Below are 14946 nucleotides of genomic sequence, written 5' to 3' on the forward strand. Positions count from 1 at the left end.
CAACAGCGGCGGGTGCAGACGCCGGCCGCGACTGGCGCTGCGGCCCCGGATAGGGCGTACGGGTCGCCTCGTCAGGCTCCTCGTCCAGATCGTGCGGCTGAAGCCAGCCGGTATTGTGCGGCATGCCGCCACGCGCCTGGGCCATCGGGTTCGGCGCACCGTATGCCCCACTCCTGCCCGCGCCGGGCGGCGCCATCGCAGGCTGCCATGGTGCTTCCGAGGGCTTCGGGGCAGCGCGGCCCGCCGCCGCACGATAGATCCGTGCGGGCTGGCGTCCGACGAAGGCCGCGCCCGTCAGAAGCCCACCCCACTCGTTGCGCTTCAGGCCGATCGCAAGGACGAGCAGAAGCAGCGTGAACAGCCAGACCAGCGCCGCCGACACCGCGATGCCGCCCGCTCCCAGTTCGGCACGGCCTGCTTCGAGCGCATGCCGACCGAGCGACAGCCCGACCAGCCCGCCGAACCCGGCCCGCGACGGCCACGCGATCCCTCCGATCCCCGGCACGATCTGCTGGAGAAGCGAGACAGAGGCCGCCGCAGCCGGCATGAGCAGCAGGAAGGCGACCAGCCCTGGCAGGGCGAAATTCAGCGTGTGGTGCCGGATCACCCGCCAGCTCCAGGCCACGAGAACCAGCACGGGCACGGCGCTTGCAATACCCAGCCACTGAACCAGGGCATCGGCGATGAAGGCGCCCGGACCGCCGAGAAGGTTGGTCGGCAGCGCGCCGGTTGCGGTGTTGTAGGACGGATCGCGCGGGTTGTAGCTCCACAGCGAGACCGCGATCGCCGCCGCGAGCACCAGAAGTCCAAGACCACCCAGTTCCGCGAACCGGGCGCGCATCTGGCTCCGCACGCGGGAGGATAGAGGCGTCGAGGTCAGATGGCTGAACGAGGCCAAGGATCGCATTCCTACTCAGCGCGGGCGCGTGGGACGTGGCTGACGGGTTCTCAGGCGTTTGATGAACTATACCTACGAACCACTTGGTTACAGTAGCAAAGTTGAGCGAAAATGTGTCCTGCGGCCATCGTTGCCCGACCGAGCTTTGCCGACAAGCCCTTAAAGCCCGGTTAAAGATCCCGCAGGTCTCGACGCGCCATGCCGCCAGATGACCAGCCGGCCCGCGCCGTGCTGCCGTTCTGCGAGACGTTCGGCGTCGATGGCCAGCACATCGCCGGAGGCCACTTCCGCAACCACGAGTGTGCCGTCTCTCAGCCATCCCGTCTTGTCGAGCGCTGCAAGCCCGGCCTCTACAAGCCCACGAGCATAGGGCGGATCGAGGAACATGACGTCGCATGGCGCGGGCGCGCGCTGCGGGGCCGTGACGTCACAGCGCAGGATGCGGGCGCGCTGCTCGGCCCGACAGGCCGCGATATTGGCCGAGAGGGTCGCCAGCGCCGCACGGTCGCGCTCCATGAACACGGCCTCCGCCGCCCCGCGTGACAGGGCTTCGAGCCCCAGCGCACCCGTGCCGGCAAACGCATCGAGCACGCGCGCACCATCCAGAACGCCATGCCCGGCCCAGGGCGCATGCGCCAGCATGTCGAACAGCGCCTGACGCAGGCGGTCGGATGTCGGGCGAGTCGTCTGCCCGTCCGGAGCCCGCAGCATCCGCCCGCGCCAGGCGCCGGCCACGATCCTCATGCGGCGCGGTCGCGCATGCCGCTCATTCCCCGGATTCCCCAGTCGGGTCCACCGACGCCCCGGACGGCGCCTCCGCATGGCGCGTCGGCTTCGTGCGGCGACGCACCGGCGCACTCAGGCCCGGAACCTGCTCACGCAGCACCTTGCCCACCACCTCTTCCAGTTCACCACGCTTCAACGTGCCAAGCTGGAAAGGACCATAGCCCGTGCGGATCAGCCGGCTGACATGCAGGTTCAGTCCCTGCATCACGCGCCGGATCTCGCGGTTCTTGCCTTCGCGCAGCGAGACCGTCAGCCAGGCATTATCGCCCTTTCGGCTGTCGAGCCCCGCCTCGATCGGCCCGTAGCGCACGCCATCGAATTCCGATCCCTTTGCAAGCGCCGCCAGCCGCGCCTCGTCCACGACACCGAACACGCGCACGCGATACCGCCGCACCCATGCGTTCGACGGCAGTTCGAGCTGGCGCGCCAGCGCACCGTCGTTCGTCAGAAGCAGCAGGCCCTCGGAGTTCAGGTCGAGCCGCCCGACGCTCAGCACGCGCGGCATGCCCTCGGGCAGAGACGCAAACACCGTCGGCCGGTCCTGCGGATCGCGATGTGTCGTCACGAGCCCGTCGGGCTTGTGATAGCGCCAGACCCGGGTCCGCTCAGGCTCCGTCACCGGCTTGCCGTCGACGAGCACGAGATCGGAGGGGCCGACAAATGTCGCAGGATGTTCGACCAGCGCATTGTTCATGCGCACGCGTCCTTCCGCGATCATGCGCTCGACATCGCGCCTGCTGGCTACGCCTGCGCGTGCTAGAACCTTTGCGATCCGCTCGCCCTTCCCACCGTCATCCGACGCTGTCATGCCCGATCTCCCGAAGCCTTCACGAACGCGGCGAAAATCGCGGCGTCGGCCGGATCGATAGCGAATTCCGGGTGCCACTGCACCCCCATCGCGAAAGGTGCCGCCCGATATTCGATCGCCTCGATCACGCCATCGGATGCCAGGGCAGAGACAATCGCCCGTCCGGGATCACGAACGGCCTGATGATGGGAGGAATTCACCGACAGCGTCGCGCGCCCGGTGATCGCGGCCAGCATCGTATCCGGCAGCACCCGAACGTCATGCCCGGCCTCGTCACGCGGGTTCGGCTGTTCATGGGCCAGGGCATCCTCGATGGCATCGGGAATATGCTGGATCAGCGTGCCGCCGAGGACGACCGCCAGCAACTGCATCCCGCCGCAGATGCCGAAAACAGGCCGCCCGGTGGCGAGGGCCGCCTCCATCAGCGCGCGTTCCGACAGCGTGCGACGCGGCCTGGGCGCCGTCAGCGCATGGGTGGGACCCCCGCCATATTCGTCGGGCGCGATGTCGAACGCACCGCCCGTGACCACGAGCCCGTCCAGCCGCTTCATGATGGCATCCGCCTGTCCGGCTTCATGCCCGATCCCGACCGGCAGTCCTCCGGCCTGCGCGATCGCCGCGAAATAATGTTCACGCAGGGCGTAGTGATCGAAGCGGGAAAAGACGTCCGGCGGCCCACCCGGCGCATGATCCAGCGTCACGCCGATCAAGGGTCTGTGCATCGGAGAGGTCCTTGTGGACGTTGGACAACGGGCCCTCGCGGGACCCGGTCCGACTTAGGCCGGACAATGCAATGCTTGCAAACACGCGCTTCCGCAGAAGGTGGCCGGGGAGGGCGTGGCCCGGCGCTCGCATGCTGCCTCTCCAAGCCGCACCTGACCCAGTGCCGGGTGCCGCGCCCGCCGATCCGCCCATGAAGTTTTGATGACGCGTCCCCGAGACCGGCCATGGTGCAGCGCGTCAGGACAGTGTTCGCGTCACGGCAATCCACGCGTCGCAATCCTTGTCCTCATCATGCCGAAAAGATTGGCCGACGGACCGTCTTCGGGACCGCATGTAACTGCAACGTCAAACACTTGCGTGACAATGCGGACAGTCTCTGCGACAGTGCAACGACTCTTCACAAGCGACCGCAGTGCCCACCGTCCAGATCGCCACCTCGCTGAACGACATCCTGCGCTGGTGGGCGATGCAGATGCGCGACCTGCTGCCGCGCCGGAAAACCCGGCGGCCGACACTCGCGCTGATGCTGTCAGGGCCGGACGCGCTATACGCCAGTCTCTGGCCGGCTGAACGTCCCGACACAGAGCTCTCCGGCACGCCAGCCGATGCGCACGATCCCGCGGCCTTGCGATCGCTGGCTGCCCAGGCCGGTGACCGCATCGTGGTCGCCGTTCCCGATGCTGCGCTCCTGGATACGACGGTCGATCTTCCGGCGACCGCGGAACGCCATCTCGCGGACATCGTGCGATTCGAGATCGATCGCCTGACGCCCTTCCGACCGGACGAGGTCATGTTCAGCGCCGACATCGTGCGTCGGCTCGCAGGTAAGATCGTCGTGCAGCTGCGGCTTGTTCCGGCCACCGTCATCGCACCGGCCCTGGCCGTGCTCGACAGCGCAGGCCTTCGGGCGCGAGCGATCGTCTCGCTCGACGGGGACCGGACCATCCCGCTCGACCGGCCGCGCGCCAGAGGCATCCGCGCCCGGATCGCCGTCGCGCTGGCCTGTGTCGCGGCCCTGATGGCCGCACCCTTTCTCCACCAGCAGATGGCCCTTTCAGAAACGGCGCGCGCGCTCGACGAAGCCAGCCCGGCCACGCGGCTTGCCGAAGGCCTCCGCACCCGGCTCGACCGTGCCCTGCATGGACCCGCTGCCCTGGTGGCGGAAACGCGCGCCACGGGCCAGCTGCCGGACATCCTGGCACGGCTGAGCGATGCATTGCCCGACGACACCTATCTCACGGCCCTGACGCTCAAGCACCGCCATCTGGAATTCAATGGCCTTTCGGCCGATGCACCGGCGCTGATCGGGCGGCTGGATTCAGCAGGCTTCGCCAATGCCGCCCTGAGCGGTCCGGTGCTGCGCGCGCCCGACGGCAAGCACGACGTATTCAGCGCGCGCGCCGATCTGCCGCCGGAAACCGCACGATGAGCCTGAGGATGGATGCGATCGCGCTGCCTCAAGGGCGCGCGGGACGGCTTTCGGCGCTGGGCCTCACGCTGGTCGCGGCCCTGATCCTGTGGCTCGGGCTGCTTTCGCCTCTGGTCGGCCTCTATGCCGATCGCGCCGCACGGCTTCACGACGATCGCGCCCTGCTGACGCGCATGTCAGCTCTTGGCGCGCGCGTCCCGGCCCTGCGGTCGCAGCTGGCAGCCATCGGGGCGGATGCGCCGGGTCATGACAGCTTCCTGCCCGGGTCGCGGGATGCCAGCGCGGCCGCCGCCCTGCAGCAGATGGTCATGTCGATTGCAGGCGAGCATGCCCTGACGCTGGCCAGCGTTACCGTCCTGCGCGCCGAACCGGCCGGCGATTCCCGCCGTATCGGCGTGCGACTGGCTTTTTCCGCACGCTGGTCCGATCTCGTCGCCTTTCTGCATGCCGTCGATGCGTCCCGTCCTTCCCTCGTCGCCGACGATCTGTCAGTTCAGGCGCAAGGCAGCGGTGACCAGCTCGATGTCGGCCTCACGGTACAGGGTTTCCGCGCGGCAAGTTCCGGCGCCAAGGATATGACCATGCCCGATACGACCACTTCCGAGCCTGCCGAATGACACGATCCTCGCTTCGCCATCCCCGCAGCACGGCAGAAGGCGCCGAGCGCCGCATGTCCGATCGTGATCGCACACGGTCTGCCGCAGCCCTGCTGGCCATGCTGTGTCTCGCAGGCTGCGCGGAACGGCCCGAACCCCTGCCGGCACCCCTGCCCGGACCGGATCGGACGGGCGCCGCACAACCCCGGATCGACAGCCGGCTGCCGCAAAATCGCGGGCCGACGGGGCTCCTGAGCTACGGCACGGGCGCCTCCGGCACGGGGGCGCTCACGGCACAGGGCGGCGGCGACATCACGCTGAATTTCGCAGGCACGGATATCCGCACGGTCGTCAACCAGATCCTGGGCGATACGCTGCACGTCAATTACGTGATCGATCCCAATGTGCAGGGCACCGCGACCCTGCGCACGACGACGCCGCTGCGGCGCGACCAGCTCCTGCCGACCCTGCGCAGTCTGCTGGCGGGCAGCGGTGCCGCGCTGATCGAGGAAAGCGGCCTTTATCACATCGTTGCGGCCAATGGCGGCGGGATCGGCACGGGTGTCGGCGCCAACAGCGGATCGACGGCCGTGCCGCTTCATTACGCTTCCGCGGTCGAGCTCGCGCAGGTGCTGAAGCCGTTCCAGCCGCCGGGCGGCCAGATCAACGCGGATCCGGGCAGCAACGCGATCGTCGTCAGCGGCGACCCCGCGACGCGGGCCTCGCTCATCGATCTGGTTCATGCCTTCGATGTCGACGCGCTCGCCGGCCAGTCCTACGCCCTGCTGCCGACATCGACCGGCAGCGCACAGGAACTGGCACAGGCGCTCGAAAAGGCGCTGGGCGCCGGTCAGGGCGGCCCGCGCGCAAGCGAGATCCAGATCGCGCCGATGGCACGCATCGACAGCGTGATGGTCATTGCGCACAATCCGGCGCTGCTGGCGCAGGCCCGTCGTCTCTTCACGCTGATCGAGGCCGGGCGGCGCGCAACGGTGCGCAGCTGGACGGTCTATTACCTGCAGAACAACCGTTCGAACGACGTGGCCTACGTTCTCCAGCAGGCTTTCACCCCGGATCACGTCACGGCCCAGCCGACACAGGACCATGCCACGTCGAATTCGAGCTTCGGCAATTCGGGCCAGAGCTTCGGAAGCTTCGGCCAGAGCAACATGAGCGGCGGCTCGCTGTCCGGGCTCGGCGGCGGAAGTTCCTCGACGGGAAGCCAGGGCTTCGGAAGCTTCGGCCAGAGCGGCACGGGCAATCAGACCGGCGGCAACGGGAACGGCAATAATGCGGGCAGCGCGGATTCAGTCGCCAACAACCCGCTACTGAGCGGCATGGGCGGCGGCGAGCAGAACGGCCGGACGGACACGATCCGCATCATCCCCGACAAGCAGAACAACGCGATCCTCGTCTATGCGACCGCGAACGAGATCGGCGCGATCTCGGCGATGCTGCACAAGATCGACATCATGCCGCTTCAGGTCCGGATCGATGCGACCATCGCGGAAGTGACGCTGAACGATACCCTGAAATACGGCACGCAGTTCTTCTTCAAGTCCGGCGGCGTGAACGGCATTCTCAGCGGCGCGACCCAGACGCTCAGCACGGGCAGTCTCGCGACCGCCGCCCTCAATACGACATTCCCGGGCTTCGTGATCGGCGGCCTCTCCGGCGGCGGCGCGCCGTTCGTCATCAATGCGCTGCAGGACATCACCAAGGTGCAGGTGCTGTCGAGCCCGCAGCTCATGGTGACCGACAACCAGCCCGCATCGCTGATGGTCGGCAATCTGGTGCCCTATCTCACCGGCAGCACGACCAGTGCCGTGACGTCGGATTCGACCATCACGAACCAGGTGTCCTATCAGCCGACCGGCGTCATTCTCCAGATCACGCCGAGGATCAGCAACGGCGACATGGTGACGCTGGATATCTCTCAGCAGGTCAGCGCCGTGCTGGCACAATCCTCCAGCACGTCCGGCAGCACCATCAACAGCCCGACCTTCTCGGAACGTCAGGTGACGTCGCGCGTGACCATCGCGGACGGACAGACGGTCGGGCTCGCGGGCCTCATCACCGACAATGCCTCGCGGGACAACTCGGGCATTCCCTGGCTCAAGAACATTCCCGTGCTCGGCTTCCTCGCGGGCACGCAGAGCAACAGCCGCACGCGCACCGAGCTTCTGGTCCTCATCACGCCGCACGTCATGCACAGCCAGATCGAGGCGCACAACCTGACCGAGGACCTGCGCGATCATCTCTCGCATGCGGCCACCCTGCCGGACGAACTGAACCACATGCCGCTGACGGGCTCGCCCGATCCGCAGCATCGTTTCCTCAACGGGATCGGCCTGCGGGACTGACCATGGCGGCCCGGCCTGTCCCGATCGGCGCACGATACACCGGGCCGTCACACCGCGATCCGCGGCAGGGGCGCCCCCGAGAGGCCGGGTTCGCGCTGCTGCTCGTGCTGCTGACGCTCGGATTTCTGGCGCTGATCGTCTCGCGCGGTCTGGCCGATGCGCGCCTCGAGGCACAGCTCGCGCAGGCCGCGCAGGCGCGTGCCCAGGACGACGCCAGCCTGGATGCCGCGGCCCAGACGGCACTGTTTCATCTGATCTCGCTCGGCAATACCGCATGGCCGCGAAACGGACGGCATGTCGTTACGGCGAACGGCAATACGAAAATCACGATCCAGACACAGGCGCTCGACAGCCGCGTCCCGATCAACGCGGCCGGCCCGACCCTGATCGCGGGCCTGCTGCAGACCTGCAAGGTCCAGCCCGATGCAGCCCTGAGGATCGCCGGCGACATCGTGGCCTGGCGCGATCCCTCCGCCGCGCGCGATACAGCAGCCTATCGCGGCGCCTTGTGGGCACCGGCAGGCGTCCCGTTCCGGGCGACCGCCGATCTCCTGCTGGTCCGGGGCATGACACCGGCCCTCCTGCATTGCATCACGCCGCATGTCTCGCTCTATCAGCGCGACCTGCCGACCATGCACTCGCCCGATCTCGTCGTGCGCGAAGCGCTGAAACTGTCGCAAAGTGCGGCGTTGCCCACGACACCACAGATCGGCCCGCAGGCGCCCAGCCCGTCCTCGGACGGCCCTCTGATCGGCGGCGGCGCGGAACCGGTCACGCGGATCGACATCCATCTGACGCGCGGCACGGTGCGGCGCCACGTCGTGCTGATCGCGATGCTCGCAACCGCCAACGACACAGCGCCGTATTCCATCCTGATGACGCGAAGCGACGACGCGGGTGATCTCTACTGACCGTTCACTTGCCGAACCCGAGTTTTTGACAAAATATGCAAACCTCCCGCTGCCCTCGCGTTGCCTATGGAGAAGCCGTCGTCCCGTTCGGGTCGCTTCGGCACAAGTCCAGAAAGGAGACGCATGATGAGCAACGAGACACTGACCGCAAAAGTGACGGGGAAGATCATCGGGTCGGACGATGACCAGTCGGGTCTGATGAGCGAACTCAATGCGTTCCTGAAAGCCGGTGGTCTGCAGACGATCGAGACGCGTGCCCGTGACAAGGGGCTGTCCGACATGGTTTCGACATGGCGGAACAGCGAGCATCCGGAATCGACCTCGGCCGAGACCATCCGGAGCCTGTTCACGCAGTCCGAGATCGAGGCGTTCACGAACAAAACCGGTCAGAACGAAAGCGGCGCCGTCTCCGCTCTCGCAACCCAGCTTCCGCGCGCGATCCATCTGATCAACGCCTGACACTGAGGGTTGGCCGCCAGGACGTCAGCCCCGAACGGGTGGCTGGCGTCTATTGGCTGGAGCGGTCGGCCGCAGGCGCCTGCGCGCGCAGGATCGCGTCGGCGTCATCACGGCTGATCTCGGCATGGTAGAACGTGCGGTAGAAATCACGCGTCGCCGTGTTCAGATCGATGTCCTGAAAGCGGCCGGGATGCAGCAGCTTTGCCGCCCATTCCACCTGCAGGACGAATTCCGGGCCATAACGGTCCCATGGGAAAACGCCTTTGGGATTGCGGTAAACGAGCCCGGACCGCACGGCGCGTAATGCATCCCACGCCGCGTGGTCCGGAAGGCTTTCCGGATCGGGCGCATCGCCCGGCAGAATGATGACGTCCGGGTCCCATGCCAGAATCTGCTCGTAGGTGATCGGCATGTGATTGCCATGCAGGCCCGTGGCCGCATTGCGCCCGCCTGCGACAGTGATCCACCGATCGATGAGCGTGCCTTCGCCATCGGCTTTCAGCGGCGTCAGCGATTGCAGATGCAATACGCGCGCGCGCTGCCCGACCGGCAGGTCCGACACGCGCGACGAGACCAGCTTCAGGATCTCATCCAGATGCTGCTGATAAGCGCGAGCAATGGCCTGCGCCTGCGGATCGCTCAGCATGTCGGCGGTCAGGGCGACCGAACGGCGTAGGCCTTCTTCCGAATCAAAGGACATGGCAGCCGTGGGCAGTCCCGCGGCCTGACATTCCTGACGCAGCGCCTCTCCCTGCGGGATGAAGACAAGCTGCACACCGTCATGAACCAGCGTCTCGATGTCCGGCATCTGGGCCGGCATCCAGCGTGCCTTGCGCAGCGTCGGGGCGATCGCGAACATCCACGGCTGGTCCTTCGGACGATCGACGGTCGCAACAATACGGTCCGCAGCCCCCAGCATGACCATGACGCCGTTATGTGCGAACCACAGATCCGCGATCTTCTGCGGGGGCGATGCCAGCACGACGTCGTGCCCGGTCATGTCGGGCGTGGCCTGTGCCGCCCACGGAGCCAGTCCGGCTGCAATGGCCAGACCCGCAGCCCCGGCTGCTCGCGCGACGCTCATGCGCGCGCAACGGGTTCGGCCACGATGCATGTCCCAACCCGACCGGCCCCATCGAATGCGCATCGCTTCATCACCGCATGTCTGAAAATCCTGCTTATCCTTACAAGGGAAGCCCGGGCGCAGCCATCTCCGTCAGGCATCAGCCAGTACGGCATCCTCGTGCCGGACGATCCTTCGTGCAATCCGCAGCGCGTCGTACCCGCGCCCGTTTTCGGCGGCCGTCAGGGCCTCCGCCAGCAGGGCCCGCGCCGTGGCCGATGTCGTTTCCTGCGCGAACGTTTCGATGAAATAGCGCGCGCTCTCCAGCGCCGCGCGGCGCTCGTCCTGCGTCCCGACATGCGCGGTCTGCAGCGCGAAATAGATCCGCCGCGCGGGTGTCGTGACCTCGTCCGGCGCCATGATCTGACGGCCGAACAGGAAGTTCACCTGATTGGCGAGCCGGATCTGCGCGTCGCTCTCGAACTGGATCGCAGCACCATTGATGACGAGCTTGTCCCCCGCGCTGAGCCTGATTCCCAATCCCGCCATGTGTTCCTGTCCCTGCCAGCGTTTTCGCTGATCCCGGATCTAGTCCACATATCCTAAGGAAGCGTTAACGCGCGCTCAGAAATCCGGCAGATTCGGCGCCAGTAAGCCACCGATGCGGATCGGCGCCACCCGGCGCGCCAGGCCTGTCGCGTCGTCGGTCTCGACCATCAGGCCGCACACCGTGGCCGGACCTTCCGCCGGCTGGGGCCGCTCGCCCGGCATCTTGCGCACGAAACGTGCAACGGAGGCCTGCTTGCCCATGCCGATCACGCTGTCATAGTCGCCGCACATGCCCGCGTCGGTCTGATAGGCCGTGCCGCCTGCAAGGATGCGATGATCAGCGGTCGGCACATGCGTGTGCGTGCCGATGACGAGCGAGGCGCGCCCGTCCATGACATGCCCGAAGGCCAGCTTCTCGCTGGTCGCTTCCGCATGAATGTCAATCACGATCGCCTGCACGGTGACGCCCAGGCGATGCTTCGCCAGCAACTCGCCCACGACGCGGAACGGATCGTCCATCGCGTCCATGAACAGACGCCCCATGACGTTGACGACCAGCGCGCGCCGGCCGTCCGGCAAGGTGACGAGATAGCTGCCTTGGCCCGGCGTTCCGGCGGGGTAGTTGATGGGACGGATCACGGCGGGCAGACGGTCGATCTGGCCGATCAGGTCACGCCGGTCCCAGGCATGGTTGCCGAGCGTCACCACATCCACGCCATTGCGCAGAAGCTCGTCCGCAATCGCCGGAGACAGCCCGTAGCCGTGAGAGGCATTCTCCCCGTTCGCCACCACCAGATCGAGAGACAGCGTCTTCCGCAGCTTGGGCACATGGGCGATGACCGCCTCCCGACCGCTGCGTCCCACGATGTCGCCCAGGAAAACGATCCGCATCCCCTGCCCTTTCAAAAGCCGATGCGGATCACCTCACGCTCGGTCACGATCATGTCGAGCGGCCTGTCATACCGGCCAGTCGGCACATCTGTCACTTCCTGCCAGGACAATCCGAAGCCGACGGGCCGGGACGTGGGCAGTGCGGCCAGTGTCCGATCGTAGAATCCGCCGCCATAGCCCAGCCTGTGGCCCCGTCGGTCGAAGGCCAGCAGAGGCACCAGCACGACGGACGGCAGCACCGGATCTCCGCCCGGATGACGCGTGCCGTAGGGGCCGTCATGCATGGCGCCATCCGGCTCCCAGGTGTGGAACGTCAGCGCAACGCCGGGCGCGTGGGTCTTGGGCAGGCAGATCGAGCGACCAGCCTCATGCCAATGACGCAGCAGCGGCCGCAGGTCCGGCTCCCCCGGCAGGGGCCAGATCGCAGCGACCGGTCCATCGGGATCGATCGCGTGCACGGCTGCATCGAGCGCTGCTCTCAGGGCATCGAGCGTCGCCGCATCGGGCGGCTCGGCCAGACGGCGCGCACGCATTGCGGCACGCAGGGCGCGCTTGGCCTCGTCGGGATCGGGAATGATGTGCGGAGCCGCCATGGCCGTTGGTCTTTCAGCCCTCCCGGACCTGCTCACGCAGGTGGGCGCCGGATAACGTGACCAGGATCACGACAGAGCCAGCTCCCTAAGGAAGTGCTTATCGGCCCAGGGGTTGAGTTGCCTGACGCGCCCGGCAGCCCCGCTCCCCATAACTAGGGCTGCTCAAGCTCGGCTGCAATGCCTTCGGCACGTTCGGCGAGATGAAGAAGCTGTTCCTGACGCCTCGTGTTCTCACGCACAGCCTGCTCGGCCTGCGCCAGCGTCTCGGCCGCGCCGGAGGGCATCCGTTCGGCCGCCAGATCATGCAGCTCGTCCGCCATCAGAAGGGCCGCAAGCGCCAGCGTCCGCCCTTCCGTGCTCTGGCTCCCGAGCGCGCGGACGCGGTCGATGCGACGCTGGACCTGCTGGGCCATGGCCTGGAGATGGCTCTCCTCCCCGTCCCGACAGCCCACCGTGTAGACGAAACCGTTCAGCCGAACCGCGACCTGCCCCATGCGTCGGGCCTCCCTCTAGAGCGCGCGGCCCTTGGTAAAACCACCAAGGAACATCATGCGGCTCGAATGCAATTGACCAGATCTGCCGATGCGCAACGACGCGGCAGCCAACGACTCAGCCCTCGGTCGATGCAGGTGCATCGTCCGGTCCGAGCATGTCGCGAATGCGGGCGCACAATGCATCGATATTCGCCCCCAGCGCCTGAAGGTCGGGCGCATGCGGATCGGGCTCGGCCGGGATTGCAGGCTGCGGACGATCCAGCGCATAGGCGATGCGATTGAGGGCGGCTTCCAGCCGGTCGGCGGGGTCGGCCGCCTGCATCGAATCCGGAGGCTGCGGCACGGCTTGCGTCTCTTTCACTGTCAACGTCTTGTAATGGCGAATAACCGAGCCTCGAGAGGAAAGCAACGTCGATGCCTGATGACGCAGGCAGCCTGCCCGGGCCCATGGCCGGCCCCTGCATCGAAGTCTGGGGGCTGGAACAGGCACGGCTCGTGCTCGCCATCGCCGCCGGCCGGCCGGTGACGCTCCTGTCGATGCGCGGCGCGGCCCGCCTCATGGGCAGCCCATGGTGGCGGGTGCTGATCGGAGCCCTTGATCGGCCGGTGCCGCATATCCTCGACTGCGACGACGCCGCCGGTCGCGCGGCGGGCGCGCTGCGGGCCGGGCAGCCCGCCATCGTGTTCGATCGAATGGCCCCCCAGTTTCCCGCCATCGCGGCACTGGCGGATGTCTGCGGCGCGCACGTGTTTCCCGAACGACCGCCCAGTTTCGCAGTAGGCCTGCCGCCCTATAAAGACTATCGGTGCCGCCAGATCAGCGCTTACCTCGATACCGGACCTGCGTGCCCATGCCCGACTGCCAGCTCTACATAACGCTTCCAGACCTGCCGGACGTCGACGTCTCGTGGATTCCAGCAACTCTGGCGGACTATCCGGTCGCCGCCGTGCGGATCGGGACGACCGATGCCGGGCGCGCATCGCGGCTGCTGGCTGCCCTGCGCGAAGACATCCAGTCACGCGACATCGCACTGATGCTGACGGACCTTCCCGATCTGGCCCGAACGCAGAACTGCGACGGCGCGGAAGTCGCATTTGACGTGATGCCGACGGCCGATGCGCGACGTGTGCTGGGCACCGACCGGCAACTGGGCGTTCCCTGTGGCGAAAGCCGCGATCTCGCCATGCAGGCCGGCGAGGACGGTGCGGATTACGTGTCGTTCCAGGGACAGGCGGAGACGGTCGCAGCCCTCGTCGGCTGGTGGGCGGGCGTCGCCGAACTGCCCGTCGTGGCAATGCTGGATGACGCCATGGCAGTGCACGCTCTCTGTGCCGCGGGGGCTGATTTCATCGGACTGACACTGCCGGAAACGCCAGAACAGGCGCGTCTCCTGCTCGACGGGATCAGTGCGGCACTGACATAGCAGTGTCGCGTCCGAAACGACCGAGGTTGGCGCAGAAAAGCGCCGGCTTCATGCCGGCGGCAGGATATCCTGCGTGAAATAGAGGACGCCGTTCGACTGCCGCGCGCTGATGAACCACAGCCGGTTCGTCGCGCCCTTGGCATTGGCCAGCACGAGCTGCCCGGTGGATGGCTCGACGGCCACGGTCAGCGGATCGCCGGAGATGGTCTTCAATGCGACTGCCGTTCCGTGCGTGCGGGCAATGACGCGGCGCAGACGCGCTTCATCCCACCGGCCGCGCACGATCGTATAGCCCAGCAGGCGCTTGAGCACGGGCTGTGACGCCGGCGCATACAGATCACTGCCGGACCACTGTCCGGCAAACCGCTCCAGCGGCCGATTCGGGATTGCGAAGACCGTGAACGGCCCTGCGCGACGCAGCAGGGCGGAAAGCCCCGTCGTGTCCAGCCCGTGCACGTAATCCGCGACTTCCAGGGAGGACGCGAGATTCTCCGAGAGCGGGCGGTCGGGATAGGACGGCGCCGCCGGACGCTCGTAGGCGACTGGACTGTCCGGAGCGCCGCCCGCGCCGAACTTCGCATCCGGCGACGGCAGCTGCCGCGCCGGCTCGGCACTGGCAGGCATCAAGGATGCGGACGTCCCGCCACGAAGCGGCAGAGGGTCCTGCTGCGCGCCACTTTCGCAGGCCGCGACCATAAACGGCAGCACGAGAGCCACCAGACAGCGCGCACGCCGCACGCCATACCAGCCATTGTCCGTCATTCGCGCGCCGCAGCTCCCGTTATCCGACCGAGGGTGATCGAACAGGTATAACTCAGCACCCGTCGCCGCGCATCGTCCAGCCGAGGACGCGGTCGTTCACCAGTTCGAACGTGGTCTGGCAGCTCGTGTTGTAGACGGTCGTGGGGAAACCGCCGCCCCAGCCGCCGCCACCCCAGCCACCGCCCCAGCCGCCACCC

General features: G+C 67.1%; 18 protein-coding genes and 1 other RNA gene. 7 read left to right on the forward strand and 12 right to left on the reverse strand.

From position 1 onward, the window contains the following. The 4 genes from B8446_RS15000 to B8446_RS15015 all read right to left on the reverse strand — a co-directional run. On the reverse strand, positions 1-898 hold an 898-nt coding region (locus tag B8446_RS15000), incomplete at its 3' end, for a DNA translocase FtsK 4TM domain-containing protein (protein ID WP_199484136.1). Positions 899-1057: 159 nt separating this feature from the next. Beyond that, a complete protein-coding gene (gene rsmD / locus B8446_RS15005) occupies positions 1058-1642 on the reverse strand; it encodes a 16S rRNA (guanine(966)-N(2))-methyltransferase RsmD (protein ID WP_048851049.1) in 585 nt (194 codons plus the stop codon). 22 nt (positions 1643-1664) lie between these two features. Then, on the reverse strand, positions 1665-2492 hold the full coding sequence (locus B8446_RS15010; protein ID WP_048851052.1) for a pseudouridine synthase: 828 nt from the start codon (positions 2490-2492) through the stop codon (positions 1665-1667). Continuing rightward, the gene (locus tag B8446_RS15015) at positions 2489-3214 is read right to left on the reverse strand and encodes a gamma-glutamyl-gamma-aminobutyrate hydrolase family protein (protein WP_048851054.1); all 726 of its coding nucleotides are present in this window, start codon (positions 3212-3214) and stop codon (positions 2489-2491) included. The genes B8446_RS15010 and B8446_RS15015 overlap by 4 nt, the downstream gene beginning before the upstream one ends. Before the next feature lie 413 nt (positions 3215-3627). Here B8446_RS15015 and B8446_RS15020 point away from each other — a divergent pair, with 413 nt between their 5' ends. The 5 genes from B8446_RS15020 to B8446_RS15040 all read left to right on the forward strand — a co-directional run bounded on the left by B8446_RS15020 (position 3628) and on the right by B8446_RS15040 (position 8973). Continuing rightward, complete coding sequence (locus B8446_RS15020) at positions 3628-4644, forward strand: PilN domain-containing protein (RefSeq protein WP_048851056.1); 1017 nt, start codon at positions 3628-3630, stop codon at positions 4642-4644. After that, positions 4641-5261, forward strand: coding sequence for a type II secretion system protein GspM (gspM, locus tag B8446_RS15025; RefSeq protein WP_048851057.1), 621 nt, complete (start codon positions 4641-4643; stop codon positions 5259-5261). The genes B8446_RS15020 and gspM overlap by 4 nt, the downstream gene beginning before the upstream one ends. 53 nt (positions 5262-5314) lie before the next feature. Next, positions 5315-7603 (forward strand): type II secretion system secretin GspD, encoded by a 2289-nt coding sequence (gspD, locus tag B8446_RS15030; protein WP_158507610.1) that lies wholly within the window; start codon positions 5315-5317, stop codon positions 7601-7603. Positions 7604-7605: 2 nt separating this feature from the next. Continuing rightward, positions 7606-8514: a type II secretion system protein GspK gene (locus tag B8446_RS15035; RefSeq protein ID WP_048851059.1), complete on the forward strand. Its 909-nt coding sequence runs from the start codon at positions 7606-7608 to the stop codon at positions 8512-8514. 123 nt (positions 8515-8637) lie between these two features. After that, complete coding sequence (locus tag B8446_RS15040; protein ID WP_048851061.1) at positions 8638-8973, forward strand: YidB family protein; 336 nt, start codon at positions 8638-8640, stop codon at positions 8971-8973. A 49-nt stretch (positions 8974-9022) separates the two neighbouring features. Here B8446_RS15040 and B8446_RS15045 read toward each other — a convergent pair whose 3' ends face one another. From B8446_RS15045 to B8446_RS15075, 7 genes are all read right to left on the reverse strand, one after another. Further along, positions 9023-10057 carry an ABC transporter substrate-binding protein gene (locus tag B8446_RS15045; protein WP_048851063.1) on the reverse strand — a complete coding sequence of 345 codons (1035 nt, stop codon included), beginning with the start codon at positions 10055-10057 and terminating at the stop codon, positions 9023-9025. 132 nt (positions 10058-10189) lie between these two features. After that, a complete protein-coding gene (locus tag B8446_RS15050) occupies positions 10190-10585 on the reverse strand; it encodes a flagellar biosynthesis repressor FlbT (protein ID WP_048851065.1) in 396 nt (131 codons plus the stop codon). Positions 10586-10660: 75 nt separating this feature from the next. Next, entirely contained in the window at positions 10661-11476 is an 816-nt protein-coding gene (locus tag B8446_RS15055; RefSeq protein WP_048851066.1) for a TIGR00282 family metallophosphoesterase, read from the reverse strand. A gap of 11 nt (positions 11477-11487) precedes the next feature. Beyond that, entirely contained in the window at positions 11488-12069 is a 582-nt protein-coding gene (locus tag B8446_RS15060; protein ID WP_048851068.1) for a 5-formyltetrahydrofolate cyclo-ligase, read from the reverse strand. Then, positions 12056-12212, reverse strand: a non-coding RNA gene (gene ssrS / locus B8446_RS15065) — 6S RNA. Before ssrS ends, B8446_RS15060 begins: the two co-directional genes overlap by 14 nt. A gap of 9 nt (positions 12213-12221) precedes the next feature. Next, positions 12222-12563, reverse strand: a complete 342-nt coding sequence (zapA, locus tag B8446_RS15070; protein ID WP_048851070.1) for a cell division protein ZapA — start codon at positions 12561-12563, stop codon at positions 12222-12224. A 115-nt stretch (positions 12564-12678) separates the two neighbouring features. Beyond that, positions 12679-12906 carry a hypothetical protein gene (locus tag B8446_RS15075; protein ID WP_241767819.1) on the reverse strand — a complete coding sequence of 76 codons (228 nt, stop codon included), beginning with the start codon at positions 12904-12906 and terminating at the stop codon, positions 12679-12681. A gap of 71 nt (positions 12907-12977) precedes the next feature. On the opposite strand from B8446_RS15075, the gene B8446_RS15080 reads away from it, so the two are divergent. Both B8446_RS15080 and B8446_RS15085 read left to right on the forward strand, forming a co-directional pair. Beyond that, the gene (locus tag B8446_RS15080) at positions 12978-13439 is read left to right on the forward strand and encodes a hypothetical protein (RefSeq protein ID WP_053053921.1); all 462 of its coding nucleotides are present in this window, start codon (positions 12978-12980) and stop codon (positions 13437-13439) included. Next, positions 13415-13987, forward strand: coding sequence for a thiamine phosphate synthase (locus B8446_RS15085; RefSeq protein ID WP_048851071.1), 573 nt, complete (start codon positions 13415-13417; stop codon positions 13985-13987). The genes B8446_RS15080 and B8446_RS15085 overlap by 25 nt, the downstream gene beginning before the upstream one ends. Positions 13988-14035: 48 nt before the next feature. Here B8446_RS15085 and B8446_RS15090 read toward each other — a convergent pair whose 3' ends face one another. After that, entirely contained in the window at positions 14036-14749 is a 714-nt protein-coding gene (locus B8446_RS15090) for a fasciclin domain-containing protein (RefSeq protein ID WP_053053923.1), read from the reverse strand. Positions 14750-14946 lie beyond the last annotated feature (197 nt).

This window comes from Tanticharoenia sakaeratensis NBRC 103193, assembly GCF_000963885.1.
Lineage (GTDB): Bacteria > Pseudomonadota > Alphaproteobacteria > Acetobacterales > Acetobacteraceae > Tanticharoenia > Tanticharoenia sakaeratensis.

Coding starts and splice junctions, on each gene's coding strand:
- rsmD (WP_048851049.1), bottom strand. CDS start 1,642: ATGAGGATCGTGGCCGGCGCCTGGCGCGGGCGGATGCTGCGGGCTCCG.
- B8446_RS15010 (WP_048851052.1), bottom strand. CDS start 2,492: ATGACAGCGTCGGATGACGGTGGGAAGGGCGAGCGGATCGCAAAGGTT.
- B8446_RS15015 (WP_048851054.1), bottom strand. CDS start 3,214: ATGCACAGACCCTTGATCGGCGTGACGCTGGATCATGCGCCGGGTGGG.
- gspM (WP_048851057.1), top strand. CDS start 4,641: ATGAGCCTGAGGATGGATGCGATCGCGCTGCCTCAAGGGCGCGCGGGA.
- gspD (WP_158507610.1), top strand. CDS start 5,315: ATGTCCGATCGTGATCGCACACGGTCTGCCGCAGCCCTGCTGGCCATG.
- B8446_RS15035 (WP_048851059.1), top strand. CDS start 7,606: ATGGCGGCCCGGCCTGTCCCGATCGGCGCACGATACACCGGGCCGTCA.
- B8446_RS15040 (WP_048851061.1), top strand. CDS start 8,638: ATGATGAGCAACGAGACACTGACCGCAAAAGTGACGGGGAAGATCATC.
- B8446_RS15045 (WP_048851063.1), bottom strand. CDS start 10,057: ATGAGCGTCGCGCGAGCAGCCGGGGCTGCGGGTCTGGCCATTGCAGCC.
- B8446_RS15050 (WP_048851065.1), bottom strand. CDS start 10,585: ATGGCGGGATTGGGAATCAGGCTCAGCGCGGGGGACAAGCTCGTCATC.
- B8446_RS15055 (WP_048851066.1), bottom strand. CDS start 11,476: ATGCGGATCGTTTTCCTGGGCGACATCGTGGGACGCAGCGGTCGGGAG.
- B8446_RS15060 (WP_048851068.1), bottom strand. CDS start 12,069: ATGGCGGCTCCGCACATCATTCCCGATCCCGACGAGGCCAAGCGCGCC.
- zapA (WP_048851070.1), bottom strand. CDS start 12,563: ATGGGGCAGGTCGCGGTTCGGCTGAACGGTTTCGTCTACACGGTGGGC.
- B8446_RS15080 (WP_053053921.1), top strand. CDS start 12,978: ATGCCTGATGACGCAGGCAGCCTGCCCGGGCCCATGGCCGGCCCCTGC.
- B8446_RS15085 (WP_048851071.1), top strand. CDS start 13,415: ATGCCCGACTGCCAGCTCTACATAACGCTTCCAGACCTGCCGGACGTC.
- B8446_RS15090 (WP_053053923.1), bottom strand. CDS start 14,749: ATGACGGACAATGGCTGGTATGGCGTGCGGCGTGCGCGCTGTCTGGTG.